Origin of the sequence: Arenibacter hampyeongensis, from assembly GCF_002909255.1 — a bacterium.
Lineage (GTDB): Bacteria > Bacteroidota > Bacteroidia > Flavobacteriales > Flavobacteriaceae > Arenibacter > Arenibacter hampyeongensis.
The window spans coordinates 85,765-106,065 of the sequence record NZ_PIOB01000002.1 but is presented as its reverse complement, the minus strand read 5'-3'; the positions used below and the strand labels follow the sequence as shown (position 1 = coordinate 106,065).

Genomic DNA, 20,301 nt, shown 5'->3' with positions numbered 1-20,301 from the left:
TTTTGCCCACGAGGTTATTTCTTGAGCATTGTCCCTTATGGCTATTACTTCATAGGTACCGTAGTCGAGAGTTTTAAGGCAGTTATATTTTAAATTGAGGTCTCGACGGCCTATTAAATAAGCATTATTAAATTTATAGAAGTTTAATCCGATAAATTCAGTCTTCGTTTTCTAATTGCTATTTCACATTACATCCTTCAATGCCGCCAGTAACATATTCACATGATTGGCGTTGGAGCTTTCGCCCATTAGTCCAATGCGCCATATTTTTCCGGCAAATGGCCCCAGGCCACCACCGATCTCAATATTGTATTCTTCAAGCAACCGCTTTCTAACCTCCGCATCATTTACGCCAGCAGGAATCCGCACAGCGTTTAACATGGGCAGTCGGTGTTGTTTTTCAACCAAAAATTCAAAACCAAGACTTTCGAGACCATCGCGCAAAAGTTCATGATTTTTTTGGTGACGGGCGAAACGTTTTTCCAAGCCTTCCTCAAGAACTATTCGCAGTGCTTCGCGCATGGCGTACATGGCCGATATGGGTGCTGTATGATGATAGGCCCTTTTGGCTCCGGCCCAGTAATTCTTGACCAAGGTCAGATCCAAAAACCAGCTCTGTACTTTGGTCTTCCGATTGTCCAGGACGTCTATCGCAGCCTGACTAAATGTGACCGGCGATAAGCCAGGAGGAGCACTCAGGCATTTTTGACTCCCGGAATACAGTGCATCTACTCCCCATTCATCCACTTTTAAATGGGTTCCGCAATAGGAAGTTACGGCATCTACGACGAACAACGCACCTGCATTTTTTGTCAGTTTACTGATCTCCTCCAAAGGTTGTAAAACGCCCGTTGAGGTTTCGGCATGCACAATGGCCAATAATTTGGGATTACAACTTGCCAGGGCTTTTTTTACATCTTCGGGATCAATGGTTTTCCCCCAATCAGCTTCCACTTTGATCACTTTTGCCCCGCAACGTTCTACAATGTCGGCCATACGGTTACCGAAAACCCCGTTGATACAGATTACGGACTCATCGCCAGGTTCCAACAAATTCACCAAACAGGTTTCCATTCCGGCACTTCCTGGAGCGGATACCACAAAGGTAAGTTCGTTCTTGGTCTGAAGGGTCTCTTGTACCATAAGCTTGATGTCGTCCATCACTACTAAAAATTCGGGATCCAAATGCCCTACCAAAGGGGTAGCCATTGCCCTCAATACCCTAGGATGCACATCACTTGGCCCAGGACCCATCAGGACCCTTGTACTTGTTTTCATTTCATCAATTTTTCCCATTATTGTAATTTTTTATATGGATGGTTATATAATTATATTTAAAATATTTCAGTTTTTCTTCACGGCTCTAATGGCTTCAACAAAATGTATTGGCCTGGTACTTGTGAAATGTTGAATCTGGTGGCGGCAGCTGAATCCACAGGCCACTACTTTATGGTCTTTTTGCAATTTTTCTACTGCCGGGAACAGAATTTCATCTCCAATCTTTTTGGATAAATCGTAGTGCTCCTTTTCATAGCCGAAGGAACCCGCCATTCCGCAACAACCCGATGGAATCTCGGAAACATGCCTGGAATTCTTTAATAAGGCTTTCATAGCATTTGTGCCGTACAGCGCTTTTTGATGACAATGTCCGTGAATGGCAACACCTTCCGAAACGGATTCGAAATGGACCTCCAAATGACCCTTTTCGTATTCGTCGGCTAAAAAAACGTCGATCATCATTACGCCATTCTTTAATTGATCGGCTATGTCCTGGTCAGCAATTAAATCTAGTAGGTCATCGTTTAATGCGGAAGCACAACTGGGTTCGCAAACCACCACTTTTAGGCCTTGATCCAGAAATGGCTTTAAGCCTTCTATGGTTTTGGCCCCCTCTTTTTTCGCATCCCTTAAAAATCCATGGGATATTTTTGGTCTTTGGCAGCAGCCTACATTGGCCAAAATGACTTCATATCCGCAGGAATTTAATAATTCCAAAGCTGAAATCCCAATATGTGGTTCGTGATAATTAAGATAGGTATCGGCGAACAGCACCACCTTTTTATTGCCTGTATTCGTTTTTTTGGCATTTTTTTCGAACCATTTATAAAAAGGTTCTTTTGCAAAATCGGGCAAGCTCCTGCGTTTGTCGAATTTTGCGGTACGCTCCAAAAGCGATCGGAATAGGACACTCTTTTGAATGCTGTTTACCAAACCGGCCTTCCAACCAGAGATATTCGCAGCTGCTTTTGCCGATCCGCGGATCAATTTATCCCTAAAGGTGATACCATGTTCATCATAGTACATTTGAAGGGAATCGCTTTTCATTTTGGCCATATCCACATTACTGGGGCATTCGGATTTACAGGCCTTACAGGATAAGCAGAGATCCATGACCTCATGCAGGCGTTTGCTCGCAAGTCCCTCCAATCCGAATTGATTGGACATGGCCATTCTTAGTGCATTGGCCCTGCCACGGGTGGAATGTTCCTCTTCCCGTGTGGCCTTAAAACTGGGACACATGGTCCCACCCAGTATTTTTCGGCATTCCCCAACCCCGGTGCACATATGTACCGAGGCAGCAAAACCTTCTTCGGACTTATACTGATATTCGGTTTTTACGTGCAGATCTTTATACCCCGTACCGTAGCGCAAATTGTGCTCTATGGACTGTGCCTCGACAATTTTCCCGGGGTTCATCAGATTATCGGGGTCGAAAAGTTTTTTTATTTCCAAAAAGGCGCCGTACAAGATATCTCCGAAGAAGCGTTTGTTATAGGCACTTCGTACAAGACCATCGCCATGCTCTCCGCTCCAAGATCCCTTGTATTTCATTACGAGTTCAAATGTATCCTCCGTAATGGCCTTTAATCGCTCAATGTCTTCGGCCAGTCTTAGGTCCAATATGGGGCGTACGTGGATTACGCCCACACTGGCATGGGCGTACATCGCTGCCTTTGTGCCATGTTTTTCGCAAACCTTCAAAACTTGGGTTATATATTCGGCCAGGTGTTCGGATGGGATTCCGGCATCCTCAATAAAGGCCAACGGTTTTTTATTTCCTTTAATGCCCAACATGAGTCCCAATCCCTTTTTGCGGATGACCCATACATCTTCATAGGCCTGCCCTTCCGGAAAAAGAGGGTAGGCATATCCAACGCCATGGTTCTTTAATTGGGCGATCATACGCTTCGGCCTGTCCATAACATCTTCCATGGTGTCCCCATAAAATTCTACGATCAATATGGCCCCGGGATTCCCTTCTATAAAGTGACTATGATGCTTTGTGGTTAAATTTTGCCTACTGAGGTCCACTACGGTCTGGTCCAAAATTTCAATGGCCGAAGGAGCATAGGGCAACATGGATTCCACTGCCGAAATGGCCTCCAGGACTTCCGTAAAGTGTACCACACAGACAGATTTGTGTTTGGGCAGATCCGTTAAATTTAGTTTTAGCTCCAAGGTAGTTGCCAATGTGCCTTCGCTGCCACAGATCAATTTGCCCAAATTCCATTGGTCGGTATACACGAATTCATCCAAATTATAGCCACCGACCCTGCGCATTACTTTAGGAAAACGTTCTTTAATCTCTTCGGAATGGGTATGTATCAGTTTTTTAAAGGAGGCATAAATTTCACCTTCCCTATCCGTTTGCGAGGCCTTTTCTGAATATTCCATTGATGGACAGTTCTTTAGCTGCAATTGGGTGCCATCTACCAAGAGCACGGAAGCTTCAAGAACATGGTCTACGGTTTTACCATATAATATACTTTTGGTTCCTGAAGAATTGTTGCCGACCATTCCCCCTACGTTTGCTCTACTACTGGTTGCGGGATCTGGGGCAAAATGCAGGCCATAGGGCTTTAAGACCTCGTTTAGATCGTCCCTGACCATGCCCGGTTGTACCCGTACCCATTTTTCAGCTTCGTTTATTTCCAACAAGCTGTTCATGTGTTTTGAAAAATCCAATATCATGGATTCCCCAACCGTTTGCCCTGCCAGACTGGTGCCGGCGCCTCTGGGAAGTATCGTTATTTTGTTTTCATATGCCACGGCAACGGCTTTTTTTGCATCCTCTGAATCCTTTGGCAAAACAACTGCTAGCGGTTTAATCTGGTAGATGCTGGCGTCAGTGGCATACATGCCCAAGGTGTAGTTGTCCGTTAGCACTTCGCCTTTGATTGAATTCCCTAGGACATCAAATATGTTTTTCATAATTATAGAATTAATAGAAAATAAAGATTAAACCTAAAATACCCACTACAAACAAATAATATAGGGTCGGCAGTATGGTCTTTCTAAGTACCAGGCCTTCCTTACCTAGGAAACCTACGGTAGCCGAAGCGGCCACAACGTTATGGATAGCGATCATATTGCCGGCCGCTGCACCCGTGGCTTGGAGTGCGACTACAATAAAAGAGGGCATCGCCAGTTTTACGGCGACTCCATATTGGAACAAGGTGAACATTAGGTTGCTTACAGTATTACTACCTGCAATAAAGGCTCCCAAAGCACCTATTGAAGGAGCGAACATAGGGTATATATCGCCCACGTTACTGGCCACCCATTCTGCCATGGCAATAGGCATTCCGGGAAGTCTGGATGGGTTTAAGCCAGAATTGATATAGATGCGGACCATCGGAACGGTGAAAATGAGTACAAACCCTGCACCCAACAACATTTTTGCACTGTCCTTAAAGGCAATCCTGACCTTGCCAGATTTCATTTTATGTAGCCAGATGGTAATGATTCCCGCCAAGAGTAAAATGGTGCCGGGTAAATAGAGTGGGCTACTGGATGCTGATATGGAGGTACCCAATATCCCGGTCCAAGCTATCTTGATATCCGTAAGCCACGCCTTTAAAGGGAGTTGTGGAAGTCGGGAAAGTACCAACAAGGCAGCCATAATAATATAAGGTAACCATGCCTTGACCAAGGACATTCTTTTTTCTTCTTTATCGCTGTTCAATTTTACGTTCAAGGTACCGAACCAAACGGAAGGCCAATTCTTTTCCTTGTCGAAGTCCCAGGTTTTCTTAGGCACCAAGAAACCGCGTTTTGCTGCGAATACCACTATGGGTATGGCTACCAATGCACCGAGCATAGAAGGAAATTCGGGTCCCAAAAATAGGCCTGTAAGCACATAGGGCACTGTAAATGCAAGTCCCCCGAAAATGGTAAAGGGTAGAATCTGAAGCCCTTCTTTCCAAGACTTGTTCTTTCCAAAAAAGCGGGTCATCATGCAGACCATGAGCGTGGGCATAAGCGTGCCGGTGATTCCGTGAAGGACCACTACTTCGGAGGTTACCATCTGTATGTAATCTGAAAGTTGAAGACCGGATGCAGCCAGCTCGGCAGTGAATTCGGGACTTTGGATACCCCCACTTACACCAACCAATATGGGCGTACCCACTGCTCCAAAGGATACCGCAGTACTCTGTACCATCATGCCCAACATTACCGCACAAAATGCTGGAAATCCCATCCCTACCAATAGGGGTGCCACAATTGCAGCGGGTGTTCCAAAGCCGGCGGCCCCTTCGATAAAGGAACCGAACAACCAAGCAATGATAACGACCTGTACCCTGCGATCCTCAGATATATCGGCAAAACCTTTGCGAATTGCCCGGAGTGCGGTTGAATATTTAAGCAGGTTCAGGAGGATAATAGCCCCAAATACAATATACAGAATGTCAAAGGTGATGAACAACCCTTGGATACTGGAGGCCACAATATCGATGATGGCAATGTCCCAAGCTGCAAAGGCAACAAACACAGTGACCAAAAAGGAAATGGGCATGGCTATTTTAGCTGGGGTTCTAAATCCTACCAAAAGAATTGCGGCCGTTAAGATGGGAACGACCGCCAAAAATGCTATAACAGATGGTGACATACTTGGTGGGTTATTTATTTATATTGGTTGGTACTATGTCTATTTACAAAAGAAACGAATGGTCAACCCACATGTCATCTAAACCCTGACCGGTCTCGTTGCATTCATATCGGGCCACTTTTTCGAAAGCCAGCCTAAGAAACTCTTCATCCTTTGAAGGAGTAAATAGCGCATCGCTCCTAAGCCACAGTTTAATTAAGAATTTGGCCTGGGATTTCTAAAAAAAAATATTCAATGCTCTACTTAAGCTTCAAGGAAAGATAAAAAAAATATTATGTTAATCAAGAAAGAATAAAGTAGTATTGTAGGCATTCCTGGAAATAAGGCAATATTTGAATAACATTTTTTAATTCTAACAATAAGCCCATTGGCCTCTTCAAAATCTTAGGGGCAACTTATAATATGATTTTAACTAAGCCGTACATTCCGACCTGAAGCGGTTTGTATGTCCCAATACTCCTCAATTAAATTCAAAATAGTCAATATATTTAACTATAAGTAAAATATTTATATATATTTTAGCGAAAATGCTAAGTAGTATTCCGTTTAATGAACCATTAATTAAGTTTTTTAAGTAAGAAGTAGTGTAAAAACAAATGTTATTGGTAATTGGAAGGCTAAAGGAAATAATTCCTATTGCAATAGCCCAAAAGATCGGGCTAAAAATTTAAAAATATTACGATGGGCTTAAGAATACATTTCGGGCTAGTTTGGGTTATTATATTAGGTTTGCTTGGCTGCACTTCAAAAAAAAGTGATACTTCTATTTTATTGTATTGCGCAGCTGGGATAAAACCTGTGGTAGAAAAGGTTGCCCAGGAATACTATAAGCAGTATGGTGTGCGGGTAGATTTGCAATATGGAGGTTCCGGTACCTTACTTTCCAATCTACGTGTGGCAAAACAAGGAGACCTCTATATTGCTGGGGACAGAAGTTATATAGATGAGGCCATTAATTTTGGTTTGGTTCAAGAAACACAAGCACTGGCTCATATGCAACCTGTAATTGCCGTTGCCAAAGGAAATCCTAAAGGAATCTCAAAAATCGAGGACCTTTTTAATAAGAATATAAAAGTGGCCATTGCCAATCCTGACGCTGCCTCTATAGGGCGTTTAACAAAAAAGATATTTACAGGATTAGGACATTGGGATTCCCTACAAAGTAATTTACTGGTACAGATGCCCACTGTTAACGAAGTGGCCAATACACTTAAATTGGGAACGGCAGATGTGGGTATAATTTGGGACGCAACGGCCAATCAATACGGTGAAATTGACATTATTGAAAATGAAGAATTTTCCAAATATGATAAAAGCATAACCATAGGAGTGCTAAAGTCCTCTCAGCAACCGACAGAAGCCTTAAAATTTATGCGTTACCTTTCCGCAAGTGATATGGGATTAATAGCGTTTAAAGACATGGGCTACCGTCCAATAGAGGGTGATTTGTGGGACGAAAACCCACGTTTGTTGTTTTATAGTGGAGGGGTGAACCGAGTGGCCGTAGATCAGACCATCAATGCTTTTGAACAACGTGAAGGGGTAAAAGTGGACCGAGTATATAACGGTTGTGGTATTTTGGTTTCACAGATTAAGGCCGGTCAACGTCCGGATGCCTATCTGTCCTGCGATGTTTCGTTTATGACTCAAGTAGAGACTAAGTTCACGGACATAACGGATATTTCCAATACTAAAATTGTAATCGCCACTAAAAAAGGGAATCCTAAAAAAATTGGAAATTTAAAGGATTTGACCCAGAAGGATCTGCAACTTGGTGTCTGTAACCACGATCAGAGCGCTTTGGGAGCTTTGACGAAAAAACTTTTGGAAAGTCAAGGGCTTTGGGAAGATGTGTATAAAAATGTTAGATCTCAGACCCCGACGGCCGATTTATTGGTGAACCAGATCCGTACGGGATCTTTGGATGCGGTAGTTGTTTATGAAGCCAATATTGCTCAAGTTAGGGACAAATTGGATATGGTAGAGCTTACCGAAAAAGAAGCCAGTGCCTTACAGAACTTTGGGATATCGGTGAATTCCAACCATCAGTATTTACTTAAACGCTTGCTTAAGTCCATTACCAGTACAGCATCAAGAGAGCAATACTTGAAAAATGGCTTTCATTGGGAATTTGATAAAATTTAGATCAGCATAATATCGAAAGTTTAAATGTACATAACAAGGAATTAAAGCTAAGGTCCAATGTGCCTTTTTACTTGGTCATGGGGGTCATTGGATCAACCTATATCATTTTGATTTTGGCCATGATGGTAGCGGATTTTTCCTATACAAGCCCAGGTCATATCTGGGAAGCCCTGGCCAGTAGGGAAATTCAATATGCCATAAAGTTAAGCTTGATTACCTGTACGATTACCATGGTCTTAAGTGTAGTGGTCGCAATTCCCATAGGGTATTTTATGGCAAGATTCGAGTTTCGTTTGAAAAAATTTCTCGATGCGGTTCTGGATATCCCCATTGTATTGCCTCCTTTGGTCATTGGTTTAAGCTTACTCATTTTGTTTCAGACGGCACCAGGTCAATTTATTGAGAGTCACTTAAGAATTACCTATACCGTTTATAGTATTGTAATTGCACAGTTCATGGTTGCCTGTGCTTTTGCGGTAAGGACCATGCACGTAACCTTTATGCAAATAAACAACAGACAGGAACAGGTAGCGCTGACATTGGGATGTAATCAGCAACAGTCTTTTATTCATATTCTATTGCCCCAGGCCAAAAATGGGATTTTAACGGCTGCTTCCTTGGCATGGGCGAGGGCATTGGGAGAATTTGGTCCAATATTGATTTTTTCAGGAGCTACCAGGATGCGTACCGAGGTATTGCCGACAACGGTTTTTTTGGAAATGTCCGTAGGAAATATTGAAGCCGCAGTGGCAGTGTCATTGATTATGATAGCTGCAGGTTTTGCCGTTTTAATGGTGGTTAGAATGTTTGGGGACAAAACAACAGCTCTGTAAATGATACATTGTAAGGACTTATATATTGAACAAGGAAGTTTTGAACTATCCAATGTCAATTTTAAAATTGAAAAGGGGGAATATGTAGTACTCATGGGCAAAACTGGGTGTGGCAAGTCTACCATATTGGAAGCAATTTGTGGATTGCGAAAAATACAGCAAGGGGAAATTTGGTTAAATGGGATTAATATAACCGACCTGGTACCTGGGCTGCGTGGAATTGGTTATGTACCGCAGGATGGAGCTTTGTTTAAGAACATGACCATTGCAGAAAATATTGGGTTTGCCTTAAAAATTAGAAAGTGGAACAAAACTCAAATCGATCAACGCGTAACCGAGCTGGCCGTTATGTTGGGTATAGATCATTTGTTGAAGCGTGGGGCGCATAATCTAAGTGGGGGAGAAAGACAGCGCGTCGCCCTGGGAAGGGCATTGAGCTATTACCCACATATTTTATGCTTGGATGAACCCTTGAGCGCTTTGGATGAAAACACCAAGGAGGATATGTATAATTTATTGATAAAACTAAAAGACAAACTTAAGATTACCGTTTTGCACGTCTCGCATTCCCAATTGGAAGCCAGTAAATTGGCCAACAGGGTATTGAGATTGGAAAAGGGAAAACTACTTGAAGTAAGTAAAAAAAAATAAGATGAAGAAGGAAATAAAATTACGTTTTACGGCGCAAATAAAAACACATACCGGCGTGGATGTGGATACTATTTCAATTGATGATGATGAACATGTCCAAGTTGTTTTGCAAAAAATCTCTAAGCGCTATGGGCCGGGGATTACATCAACATTGTTCAATGCCGATGGGAGCTACAGGAATTTCAACCTTATTGCAGTGAATCAAATACAGGTGAACTATGACGATAATACTCCTTTGAACCAGGGTGATGAATTAATGTTAATGTCACCAATAGCAGGAGGATAGATGGAAAAACTGACAAAGGAAGAGCTGTCTATTTACGAATGGCAATTGGATGTCCCTGGGCATGGTAAGGAAGGACAGGAAAGATTAAAGAATAGTACTGTGCTGGTTTCCAGATGCGGGGGGTTGGGCAGTGTAGTGGCCTATGAACTGGCAGCTGCGGGAGTTGGCACTCTTGTGTTGGCTCACGCTGGGAACGTAAAACCCAGCGATCTTAACAGGCAATTACTAATGACACATGATTGGTTGGGAAAACCACGTATTGAATCGGTTGAAAGAAGGTTGAGGGAGTTGAACCCCAATATAAATATTATCGGCGTTCCTGAGAATATTAATGAGGACAACGTAGCCAATTTAGTGGGCATGGCCGATGTAGTTGTTGATGGGGCGCCACTTTTTGAAGAGCGGTTTTTAATGAATAGGGAGGCAGTTCGGCAGGGGAAACCATTGGTGGATTGTGCCATGTATGAGCTGGAAGCTCAAATTACTACCATCGTTCCCGGAGAAACTGCATGCCTGTCCTGTTTGTATCCTGCCCAACCTGCGGCTTGGCAACGAAGGTTTCCCGTATTCGGGGCTGTCTCTGGTACGGTAGCCTGTTTAGGGGCTATGGAGGCCATTAAATTAATATCAGGTTTTGGGGAAGCCTTAAAGAATAGGCTATTGACAATGGATTTAAGAACTATGACCTTCAATACCATAAATATTCAAACAAGAAAAGGGTGTGAAATTTGTCAGGAGCAACAAGTAAGCTAAAAATTATGTTGGTATTTAAAGAGATAATACATAGAAAATTCAATTTTTTAATGGGCTTGTTGGCAATGATAACCATTGTGGCCCTGGTAGTAGCTTTTTATACTATAACCAAAGCCACCCAAGATGAGACTAGGTTGCTCACTCGGAATATGGGGTTCAATGTGCGAATAATTCCAGTGGCATCGGATATGAATCAATTTTGGCTACAAGGCTATTCCGATCTAACCATGTCGGAGAAAGTGGTGGACAAAATGATCGAACAAAAATCGGTGAATTATTCGCATCTCACGGCCACCTTGCACAAACGGATACATTGGAGGGATAAAGAAATTATTTTATCAGGAATTTCCAAGGAAGAGCGGGAACCTATGGGTTCCAACAAGTCCAAAATGATATTTGCCATCCCACCGGGGAAAGTATATTTAGGGTATGAATTGGCACAGCAGTTTAACCTAGCGGAGGGGGAAACCATCACTTTTTTTGATAAGGAATTTGAAGTTATAAAAACGCTTTCAGAAGTTGGAAGCGAGGATGATATTAGGGTCTATTTCGATTTGGCAACTTTACAGGATTTGACAAATATGAAGGGGCGGGTCAATGAAGTAATGGCATTGAACTGTATGTGTTCCACGAAAAATGGGGACCCCTTGACCGAATTGAGAAAGGAGCTGGCCAAAATAGCCCCTGAGGCCAAAGTGATCATGAATTCCACGATTGCGGATGCCCGTGAGAACCAAAGAAAAATGACAGACAAATACTTCGCCCTTTTATTTCCCATTATATTGATTATCTGTGCGATATGGTTGGGGTCTGTGGCCATGGGGAACGTTAAGGACAGGACCCATGAAATTGGAATTATGCGGGCATTGGGCTTTTCAGCCTGGAAAATAAGTAGTCTATTTTTACAAAGGGCAATTGTAATAGGGGTAGTTGGATCTGTTTTAGGATTCGCCCTAGGTACCTTGGTCTCCATGAACTTGGGACCAAAAATTTTTAATGTTACTATGGTAGCTGTTGATCCTGTGTTTAATTTGCTATACCTAGCCGTACTATTGGGACCTTTGTTTGCAGTGTTGGCTTCGATGTTGCCAATTGTTTGGGCGGTAAACCAGGATTCAGCCAAATTATTAAACGAGCACTAAAATGATATCTATTCAAAAAATTACCAAATCCTATACGGCAGGCCAAAATCAGGTTACGGCATTGGATTCAATAGACCTTACTATTGCTATCTCGGAATTTGTTTTGGTGAAGGGCGAAAGTGGCAGTGGTAAATCTACCCTTTTGTTTGTTTTGGGCGGTATGCTGAAACCTAGCTCCGGAGGAATTGTGGTAAACAAGCGTGATCTCTTTTCGCTATCGGAAAAAGAACGTGCAATTTATCGAGCCAAGGAAATAGGTTTTGTATTCCAGTCATACCATTTGTTGCCCTATCTCAACGCAATGGACAACATCTTGTTATTGAACAAACTGGACAATATTGCAATAAGCAAGGAAGAGGTGATACTAATTGCGGAGGAACTGGGAATAAAGGACCGTCTCTACCATAAACCCTCCGAATTGAGTGCTGGCGAAAAACAGCGGGTTGCCTTGGTAAGGGCAATGATTACAAAGCCATCCATAATTTTGGCCGATGAGCCCACTGGAAATTTGGATGAAAAAAATACGGTCGAGGTTTTACACTACCTAAAAAAGTTTCAGGATAATGGAGGAACGGTAGTTATGGTGACCCATGGAAATTTAGCCGATAGTTATGCCACTAGAACCGTTAATCTACATAAGGGAAAAATTAAAAATAAATCATAGATATACCGCAATCATGAAAATATCCATAAAAAGCAGTTTGAAGAATGCCTTGTTGCCACTCCTTGCAATAATCATTTTCCACAGTTGTGCAGAACAGCAAAGCACACCACAGGATTGGCCTCAATTTAAAAAGGACAATTACCGAAGTGGTAATTCTTCCGTGCAATTGGATGCAGCTACTTTAGGTGAGGATTGGGTATATACGGCGGCTCAAATGCCCGTACCGGCCTGGTACGGCCCTGCCAAGGAAGATACCTACGCCAATAGTGGTCCATTGCCCTCTATGAGGGACTATGATTTGTCCTATTATCCAATAATAGTAGGCGATAAATTGTATTATGGTTCTACCGCGGATGATGCCATTCATTGTTTGGATGTAGCTACGGGCAAGGAACTTTGGACTTTTACCACTGGGGGACCAATACGAGTAGCGCCTACCTTTCATTCTGGAAAATTGTATTTCGGGTCCGATGACGGTTATGGATATTGTATAAAAGCTTCCAACGGTAAATTGGTGTGGAAATTTTCGCCTTCCCAGGACATTAAGGAAAAGGTAATGAACAACAATTCCCTCATATCCTTTTGGCCTGTAAGAACTGGTGTTTTGGTAGAAGATGAGGTGGCCTATTTTGGCGCCTCCCTATTGCCGTGGAAAGATTCTTACTTCTGTGCGGTGGATATAAAAACGGGGAAAATTGGCAAAGAAGGTACTTATGTTCAAAAATACCAAGACCTTACTTTGGAAGGTGCTATGGCTTCCACGGGGACAAAAATTATACAACCTCAGGGCAGGGTGTCGCCTATGTTCTTTAACAAGCAAACCGGTGCAAGTAATGGTCAACTCGCAGGTACCGGTGGTTGTTTTGTTCTAATAACGCCTGAAAAAAATATAGTACACCCCCAATCATCCAGGGAAAAGGGCATCATGGAAACATTTGCGGATAACCGTATTTTAGATGAAGGTCAAAATGCCAAGCAGGCCGATTTCATGTCTTTTAAAGGCGGCAAAGAAATGGTGGTTAAAGATAGTATAAGTTATATCCTGACGGATAATTCCATTTCGGCTTACAATAGAAATGCCAAGAAAGTAATATGGTCCAAAAGAAATTATTTGGCACATAGGATCATTATCTCTGGCGATATGCTATATGTGGGAGGAACGGACAAGGTTTATGCGGTAAGCACCAAAAACGGGCATGCTTTATGGGAAGCTTCCGTTGATGGAACGGTATACGCTTTGGCAGTTGCCAATAACGCCTTGTTTGCCTCTACTGGGGAGGGTCATATATACAAGTTTGCCCCCAATATGGGCGACAATAGTTTATATGCCGAGAATAAGGACAAACCGGCCGTTATAGACAACGAAGTACAAGAAATGGTAAAATTGGAGGATGGCAATTTGGAGTTTGCAGCAGGTCCCTTTGTAAATATATTAGGGCCCAATAAGGTGGAAGTACATTTTATTACGGAAGAGCCTGTAATTGCCAGTTTGGATTGGGGAAATGATTATGGTCGTCGAGTAATAAAAGAAGATTCACCCAGTAAGGAGCATAAGATTATTGTTGAGGATATACGTAAAGATTTTACCTATCAATATCAATTATCGGTAGGGGATGGGAAGACCAAGGCCTTGGAATTTGATAACTTTTTCAACTTCACCTACAATGAAAACACAAATGATAACGAGACCAATGAAAGTAAGTTTCTAAAGGAGATAAAAAATCTTAATAATTAGGAAAAAGGATTGGCGTTGGTTTTTGGTGGGGATAATGAGGCCATTGCTTTTGAAATAGCAGAACATACACCCTTAAAGGTTATCGTATTTGAAACCTCGGAGAATAAAGTCAAAAAACTGCGCGAGGCATGGCAGGGTACGGGCTTATATGGGGGCAAAATCACCATTCAGCATACGGATAGCTATAACGCACTACCAATTACATCCGATGTAGCCAATGTTGTTGTAGTCAACACAGCGGATCGAAGCAGTGCAGACGAAGTAATCCGCCTTATAAAACCAAAAGGTTATGGGGTGTTGAAGCGCGAAAAGGTACAATATGCGGATTGGTTGGCAGCAGCAAAAAATATTTGGCAGGTGAGCCACACAAAAAATGAAGTAGTGGAAGTTTTAAGTAAGGCGCCACATGACTCCACCGGCGAATGGTCCCATCAATATGGTTTGCCGAATAATAGTGCCTTTGGAGGTGAAAGTCTTTGGGGCTCCACCACTACGAACGATTTTGAAATACAATGGATGGGTCGTCCCGGACCAAGATTCCAAACAGATAGAAGTGGTAGAAAGCCATCTCCACTCGCGGTAAACGGCAAGATGTTCGTTCAGGGAAGGGAACGGATTATAGCAGTAGATGCCTATAATGGAAGTGTTTTTTGGTCAAAGGAGATTCCTGGGCTTTCAAGAATGAACATTATTAGGGACTGTAGTAATTGGTCTGCAGATGACAATTATGTATATATAGCCCACCAAAGCAACCTGCTAAAGATCAATAATAGCAATGGAAATATGACCAATATAGTTCCTGTGACGGAAGATGTTGATTTGATGGAGACTGATTGGGGATATATTAGTTTATTAAATGATAACATTATTGGCACCTCCATTCCCAAGGGAAGTAACTACACCAATTATTATGGAGGTGAAGGTTGGTATGACAAGCAATCAGGACCCTTGGCACATCAAGTGGTTAGTTTTTCCATGTTTGCGAAGAAAAAGGATGGGAACGATAATATATGGGAATATAAAAAACCAAAATCCCATATCATCAATTCAACGATCACCATTACGGACAATCAGATTTGTTTTGTGGAATCCAGGAATTCTGGGTTTAAATTATCGGATGAGGGCAGGGCAGGGCCAAAGATTTTCAAGAATACGTTTTTAGTTTCCTTAAACCCCGATACAGGAAAGGTAAATTGGGAAAAACCCTTACAGGTACAACCAGGTTTGGCGGCATTTTTTATGGCCGGAAGTAGCGATAGGATTGTTATTGTTTCCTCCTATGAGGGAATGTATTACATCTATAACCATGATTCCAAAACTGGCGATTTTGTATGGGAAAATCAGCTAAAATGGCCAGCAAACCATCATGGGGCACATTTTTCCAAGCCAGCCATTGTAGGCAATAGATTAATCGTAAAACCGGGTATTTTTAAATTGGATACCGGAGAGTTGCTGGAACAGGAGGTGCCAAAGGCCGGTCACGGATGTGCCTCTTATGCCCTAACGGAACAATCCGCCTTTTACCGCGGTTATAGTGTTACCCAATTTAATTTTGATACCGATAAGTTTACACAATGGGAGCGATTGCGACCAGATTGTTGGTTAAGCACCATACCTGCTCAGGGGATGATACTTTCGCCGGAAGCTGGCGGGGGTTGTAGTTGTGGTAATTGGTTGGAAACTTCCATGGTTTTTGCACCAAAATCAAGAGCCCCAATTACGTATCTCTACGAGAATGAAGAATTTATGGATACCCTTTCTATCAACATAAAAACTAAGGATGGTAATTTTAATACCCTATTCTATACATTGGATGGAAGTGAGCCTACCAAAAGATCCACTCAATACAAGAAACCTATTGTAATAAATAAAAATACTACCTTAAAATCCATAATATATGTTGACAAAAGCGGAAGAGAAGCATCTTATGTGAGGACAAGAAACTTTACTAGGTTAAGGCCTGAGCCAACCATTACTGCGCTTCCTGAGCTTAATAACGGAAAGTGGAGTTTTTCCATGGAAAGAAAGGGCAACTCAGGTGAAATTCATTTTACCACCGATGGAACAACGCCATCCCTGAATTCCCCAAAATACAGAAATCCTGTTGCTATTTCAGATAATACCTTGGTAAGGGCCATAACGTTTTGGAAGGAGGGCAATGAAGTATTAAAAAGTGAAGAAAATAGTTTGGAGGTAATTATCCCGGAGCTGATCGATGCCGTAAATATTGATGCCATACCTGGAATTATTCGGAATTATTATAAAAACAATGGGAAAACGGGAAATGAACTTCCAGATTTAGGAGCAATGGTTCCTAAGAAATCAGATTTGGTCAATGAAATAGATCTTGCGACATTCGATCAAGACAAAATGTACGGACTAAGGTTTAAAGGATATATTAATATTCCAACGGATGGCATGTATACTTTTAGCAATGTCACCGCGGCAGCCTTTAGTACAGTTTACTTATCAGACGAAAATATTTTGGAGACGAAACCAGGGGCCGGGGATCAAAGTGTTGTGGTGCCATTAAAGAAGGGGTTACATGCACTAATGGCCGATTATTTTGTGGGGAACGAAGCGCAGGGAATTAATTTGAAATTGCAAGGCCCCAACATGAAAAATGCCGCCATCCCTGCAGAACTATTGTACCACTCTAAATAATATAGATGCAAAATTTAAAAATAATTTTGGCGTTCCTCTTTGCACTGTATGTTACTACATCGCAAGCTTGTAGGTATACCATTCGGGAAATAGGATTTTCTACTTTGTCCAAGGTTACTTATGTGATTTACAAGGTGGATGAAAATTCCAGACTTTTTCCGAAACAGCAGGCTCAAGGTTTTGCAGAATCCAATGTAAAACCCATGGGTCTGAGTCTTAAGGAAGATGCCTCAAATCCCGTTACAAATTTTGTTGAAGAGAACAATCTGCCCTTACCAGCCTATATATTGGTAGATCCCGAAGGAAGAATGTTGGTTTTGTCCACACCCTACCTAGAAGGCTTGGAGCGCAAATCGGTACTATTTTCACCAACACAAAACCAATTATTGGCAGAATTACCACATATATATGCCTCTGTAATATTAATAGAAGGGCATAACGATGCGGATAATTCAGCTGCTAGGAACCATATTCTCAAGGCTTGCGAACGTATAAATAATATTATACCCAATATGCCGAAGTTGGTTAAAATTGGTCCCAATATGAAAGTCATTTCCCAAAATAATTTTGAGGAAGAGAAGTCACTGCTCTGGAGTTTGGGAATAGAACAAGCGCCCAAGGAACCTATTGCCTTCATTGTGTATGGCCGCGGGAGAATCATGGGGGAAAAGATAGGTCTGAAGGATATTAAAAATGACCATATATATAAACTACTGTCCATTATTGGGGCAGATTGCGAATGCGGTTTGGATAGAAAATGGATGCTGGGTTACCAAATACCCTTAAATTGGCCTCAAAACATAAGGCAGGGTTTAAGTGATGACTTGGGCTTTGATGTGGATAATCCTATGATCTTGGCCGAAATGAGTAGAATTCTGGCTATTGAGAACAAAGTGCCAAAAGATCCCAATAATGTTAGTTTCGAACCCTTGGTTTTGGATTTGGACGAGGAGTTCAATGAGATTCCTGAAATTATGCACCAACCAATCAAGGTTGAAAAAGATGGTGAACTTAAAATTGAACAAACTGTAACATATGCCATTATATTTTTGGCAATTGCTCTTCTCTTAGGACTTTTTATTATTTTAAAAAGGAAAAATAAATAATCTTAAATTCAAGTTTCCTCCATATTTGGGATTTGTAATTGGAATAGTTGATAGGGCAATTGTATAATTATTGGTCGGATTCTACGAAGTCGTGTATTATAGATGTATTCAGCGACATTTGTAGTTTTCTGTTTTTCAGTGACATTTATGGCTAGGATGCTTTCACGAATAGAGATTTTATTTTTCAATCTCTTGATCTACATCTTGATCATGGTTGGATTGGGCCAAAACCTCTTAGAAGAGATTATAATGTTATAAAATGAAAAAAGTTTTTACTTGCACCTTATTTAATTACCCGTATCATTTGTTTTCCCTAATATTCATGATGTTTATTGGCAATGGGTTGGTCCATGCCCAATCCAAGGCAGAAATAAAATGGACCGAAGGTAATCCCTCCCTGGTAATAGACGGTGAAACCTATCCGCCATATGCCTATATGTCCTATTTGGGCGAGGAGGAATATTACGAGGAAATAGCGGGGACCGGTATCCATATTTTTAATATTCCGGCCTATCTGGGAGAAGGGGGGATAAATACCATTTCCGGTATTGGTGCTTTTAGGACTCCCATTTGGTTAGGAGAAGGCAAATACGATTTTAGCGGATTGATAAAGGATTTTGAAAAGATCATAAAAGCTGATCCCAAGGCAAAAGTTATTATCCGTTTTTATTTGGATCCCCCGCAATGGTGGACACAATTATATCCAGAAGCCTCGGCCCATTTACCGGACGGCACTACTTTTCGCCAGTGTTTTGCCTCGGAAATTTGGCGAAAAAAAACAGCGGAGGTATTCCGTGACTGTTTGGATTGGCTTTTAGGTTCCCAATACTCCAAATATTTGGCTGGAATACATGTTGCCAGTGGCTTTACGGAAGAATGGTTTTATCACCCCAAACAATATCAAGATCAAAACCCTGCCCGATTGCAGACTTTTAGGCAATGGTTAAAGGACCGTTATAAGGACAATGATGCCTTGCGAAAAGCTTGGAACAGCCCTTCACTTACTTTTGAAAATGCCCAATTGGCCAATATAGATGAGCCTGTAAAGCGCAAGGAATGGAGGAATCCGGATAGGGAACAGAACTATATAGATACTTATCGCTTCCAAGCCGAGGTCTTGGTAGATAATATTGCCTATTTCAGTAAAATCGTAAAGGAAAAGAGCCATGGCAATCTATTGACGGGAGCCTTTTCTGGATACCATTATTTTGTTGGGGATGCAAGGCGCGGACACGGTGCCCTGGCAAAACTGTTGGATTGTCCGGACCTGGACTATCTGTCCAGCCCAAATGTCTATAACCGGGTGATAGGGGAGGACTGGCCGGCAATGGCGGCAATCAACTCGGTTCACCTCCATGGTAAATTATGGCTTACGGAGAACGATACACGTACATCCATAACCACCTTGTTGAAAGACCGTTCAACCGGTATAGCGCCTCCAGGACAGTACGAGAGCGGTGTATGGTTGGGTCCGGAGGACATGGAAACCTCGGTATCCCTTTTATGGAAAAATACGGCAAGAATGCTGGCCTATGGGTATGGAGGTTGGTGGTTCGATATGTGGGGAGGGTGGTTCAGTAGTCCCGAACTGTTGAAGGTATTGGAGAAAACACAGGAATTGCACACTTTATTCCCACCATCAATAGGTGAAAAAATGAAATCCCAGGTCGGGGTAGTGGTAGATGAAGAAATCTCTTTTTGGGACCCGACCTATGGTCAACTAACCGAGAATATCTTGTCCAATCGTTATCCGTTGGCAAAAACAGGGACTTCATACGACCTATTCCTTCGAACGGACCTAAAAAGCATGCCAACCGCCCAATACAAGGTAGTTTGGCTTATGGGCGTGCTTGAATTAAATTCAATAGAGGAGGCTAGCATAAAAAAGTGGACGGAACAGGGTATAACCGTGCTTTGGACGAACGGTAAAGGAACTATAATCTTTGATCCAAATGGTGGGGAATTGTTTCTGGATGGGAAACTTAAATGGTCGGCCTCGGAATTGGGAGCAACATGGGATAAAGCAGGTGTACATAGGTATATTGATACGGAAGATGTATTCTATATAGGCCGAAACTGGATGGGCATACACACCATAGAAGGAGGTGAACGGACCATCAATTTTCCGTTTAACGCCCAAGTGATAGATCCATTGGAGAATAAAATTTTGCACGATTCCACTAGACAGTTCAAATTGACTTTGAAACCCAAATCAACTGTACTATTAAGGGTAAATCCTTTAAAGAATTAGAACATGGACTTTCTAAAATATTCATAGCCATTATTGTCCTTTACCTTGGTCAGAAGTTCAAATTAAATATTGCTTTTGTAATGGATAAAGACAATCCGGTGAAAGGGCGTGGTCAAGGTTATAGGTTTTACAATGTCCACCAATGGGATTCATGAATCCTTTCTCAATTTAAAAGATTTGC

At 42.0% G+C, this 20,301-nt stretch carries 14 protein-coding genes; 11 read left to right on the top strand and 3 right to left on the bottom strand.

Going from position 1 to position 20,301, the window contains the following annotated elements; all coding sequences use genetic code 11:
- Nucleotides 1-183 precede the first annotated feature (183 nt).
- The 3 genes from CWD91_RS05495 to CWD91_RS05485 are packed head-to-tail and all read right to left on the bottom strand — an operon-like array spanning nt 184 to nt 5,890.
- On the bottom strand, nt 184-1,296 hold the full coding sequence (locus tag CWD91_RS05495; RefSeq protein WP_205164602.1) for a pyridoxal-phosphate-dependent aminotransferase family protein: 1,113 nt from the start codon (nt 1,294-1,296) through the stop codon (nt 184-186).
- A gap of 48 nt (nt 1,297-1,344) precedes the next feature.
- Nucleotides 1,345-4,212: an FAD-binding and (Fe-S)-binding domain-containing protein gene (locus CWD91_RS05490; RefSeq protein ID WP_103439981.1), complete on the bottom strand. Its 2,868-nt coding sequence runs from the start codon at nt 4,210-4,212 to the stop codon at nt 1,345-1,347.
- A 10-nt stretch (nt 4,213-4,222) separates the two neighbouring features.
- Complete coding sequence (locus CWD91_RS05485; RefSeq protein ID WP_103439980.1) at nt 4,223-5,890, bottom strand: L-lactate permease; 1,668 nt, start codon at nt 5,888-5,890, stop codon at nt 4,223-4,225.
- 681 nt (nt 5,891-6,571) lie between these two features.
- Here CWD91_RS05485 and modA point away from each other — a divergent pair.
- The 11 genes from modA to CWD91_RS05430 all read left to right on the top strand — a co-directional run bounded on the left by modA (nt 6,572) and on the right by CWD91_RS05430 (nt 20,120).
- The gene (gene modA, locus CWD91_RS05480; protein WP_103439979.1) at nt 6,572-8,035 is read left to right on the top strand and encodes a molybdate ABC transporter substrate-binding protein; all 1,464 of its coding nucleotides are present in this window, start codon (nt 6,572-6,574) and stop codon (nt 8,033-8,035) included.
- A gap of 59 nt (nt 8,036-8,094) precedes the next feature.
- On the top strand, nt 8,095-8,868 hold the full coding sequence (locus tag CWD91_RS05475; protein WP_239985666.1) for an ABC transporter permease: 774 nt from the start codon (nt 8,095-8,097) through the stop codon (nt 8,866-8,868).
- Nucleotides 8,869-9,519, top strand: a complete 651-nt coding sequence (locus CWD91_RS05470; RefSeq protein WP_103439977.1) for an ATP-binding cassette domain-containing protein — start codon at nt 8,869-8,871, stop codon at nt 9,517-9,519.
- A gap of 1 nt (nt 9,520) precedes the next feature.
- Nucleotides 9,521-9,805 carry a MoaD/ThiS family protein gene (locus CWD91_RS05465; RefSeq protein ID WP_103439976.1) on the top strand — a complete coding sequence of 95 codons (285 nt, stop codon included), beginning with the start codon at nt 9,521-9,523 and terminating at the stop codon, nt 9,803-9,805.
- Nucleotides 9,806-10,558 carry a HesA/MoeB/ThiF family protein gene (locus tag CWD91_RS05460; protein ID WP_103439975.1) on the top strand — a complete coding sequence of 251 codons (753 nt, stop codon included), beginning with the start codon at nt 9,806-9,808 and terminating at the stop codon, nt 10,556-10,558.
- Between the two features lie 5 nt (nt 10,559-10,563).
- Nucleotides 10,564-11,700: an ABC transporter permease gene (locus tag CWD91_RS05455; protein ID WP_103439974.1), complete on the top strand. Its 1,137-nt coding sequence runs from the start codon at nt 10,564-10,566 to the stop codon at nt 11,698-11,700.
- Nucleotide 11,701: 1 nt separating this feature from the next.
- Nucleotides 11,702-12,364, top strand: a complete 663-nt coding sequence (locus CWD91_RS05450; RefSeq protein WP_103439973.1) for an ABC transporter ATP-binding protein — start codon at nt 11,702-11,704, stop codon at nt 12,362-12,364.
- A 13-nt stretch (nt 12,365-12,377) separates the two neighbouring features.
- Nucleotides 12,378-14,099: an outer membrane protein assembly factor BamB family protein gene (locus CWD91_RS05445; RefSeq protein WP_192877639.1), complete on the top strand. Its 1,722-nt coding sequence runs from the start codon at nt 12,378-12,380 to the stop codon at nt 14,097-14,099.
- Nucleotides 14,100-14,108: 9 nt separating this feature from the next.
- Nucleotides 14,109-16,763, top strand: a complete 2,655-nt coding sequence (locus CWD91_RS05440; RefSeq protein WP_157943725.1) for an FN3 associated domain-containing protein — start codon at nt 14,109-14,111, stop codon at nt 16,761-16,763.
- 5 nt (nt 16,764-16,768) lie between these two features.
- Complete coding sequence (locus CWD91_RS05435) at nt 16,769-17,869, top strand: hypothetical protein (protein WP_103439970.1); 1,101 nt, start codon at nt 16,769-16,771, stop codon at nt 17,867-17,869.
- Nucleotides 17,870-18,128: 259 nt separating this feature from the next.
- Nucleotides 18,129-20,120 carry a beta-galactosidase gene (locus tag CWD91_RS05430; protein WP_103439969.1) on the top strand — a complete coding sequence of 664 codons (1,992 nt, stop codon included), beginning with the start codon at nt 18,129-18,131 and terminating at the stop codon, nt 20,118-20,120.
- Nucleotides 20,121-20,301: the final 181 nt, after the last annotated feature.

Bases quoted from the DNA above. Each gene is read 5' to 3' on its own strand.
- CWD91_RS05495 (WP_205164602.1), bottom strand. From the start codon at position 1,296: ATGGGAAAAATTGATGAAATGAAAACAAGTACAAGGGTCCTGATGGGT.
- CWD91_RS05490 (WP_103439981.1), bottom strand. From the start codon at position 4,212: ATGAAAAACATATTTGATGTCCTAGGGAATTCAATCAAAGGCGAAGTG.
- CWD91_RS05485 (WP_103439980.1), bottom strand. From the start codon at position 5,890: ATGTCACCATCTGTTATAGCATTTTTGGCGGTCGTTCCCATCTTAACG.
- modA (WP_103439979.1), top strand. From the start codon at position 6,572: ATGGGCTTAAGAATACATTTCGGGCTAGTTTGGGTTATTATATTAGGT.
- CWD91_RS05470 (WP_103439977.1), top strand. From the start codon at position 8,869: ATGATACATTGTAAGGACTTATATATTGAACAAGGAAGTTTTGAACTA.
- CWD91_RS05465 (WP_103439976.1), top strand. From the start codon at position 9,521: ATGAAGAAGGAAATAAAATTACGTTTTACGGCGCAAATAAAAACACAT.
- CWD91_RS05460 (WP_103439975.1), top strand. From the start codon at position 9,806: ATGGAAAAACTGACAAAGGAAGAGCTGTCTATTTACGAATGGCAATTG.
- CWD91_RS05455 (WP_103439974.1), top strand. From the start codon at position 10,564: ATGTTGGTATTTAAAGAGATAATACATAGAAAATTCAATTTTTTAATG.
- CWD91_RS05450 (WP_103439973.1), top strand. From the start codon at position 11,702: ATGATATCTATTCAAAAAATTACCAAATCCTATACGGCAGGCCAAAAT.
- CWD91_RS05445 (WP_192877639.1), top strand. From the start codon at position 12,378: ATGAAAATATCCATAAAAAGCAGTTTGAAGAATGCCTTGTTGCCACTC.
- CWD91_RS05435 (WP_103439970.1), top strand. From the start codon at position 16,769: ATGCAAAATTTAAAAATAATTTTGGCGTTCCTCTTTGCACTGTATGTT.
- CWD91_RS05430 (WP_103439969.1), top strand. From the start codon at position 18,129: ATGAAAAAAGTTTTTACTTGCACCTTATTTAATTACCCGTATCATTTG.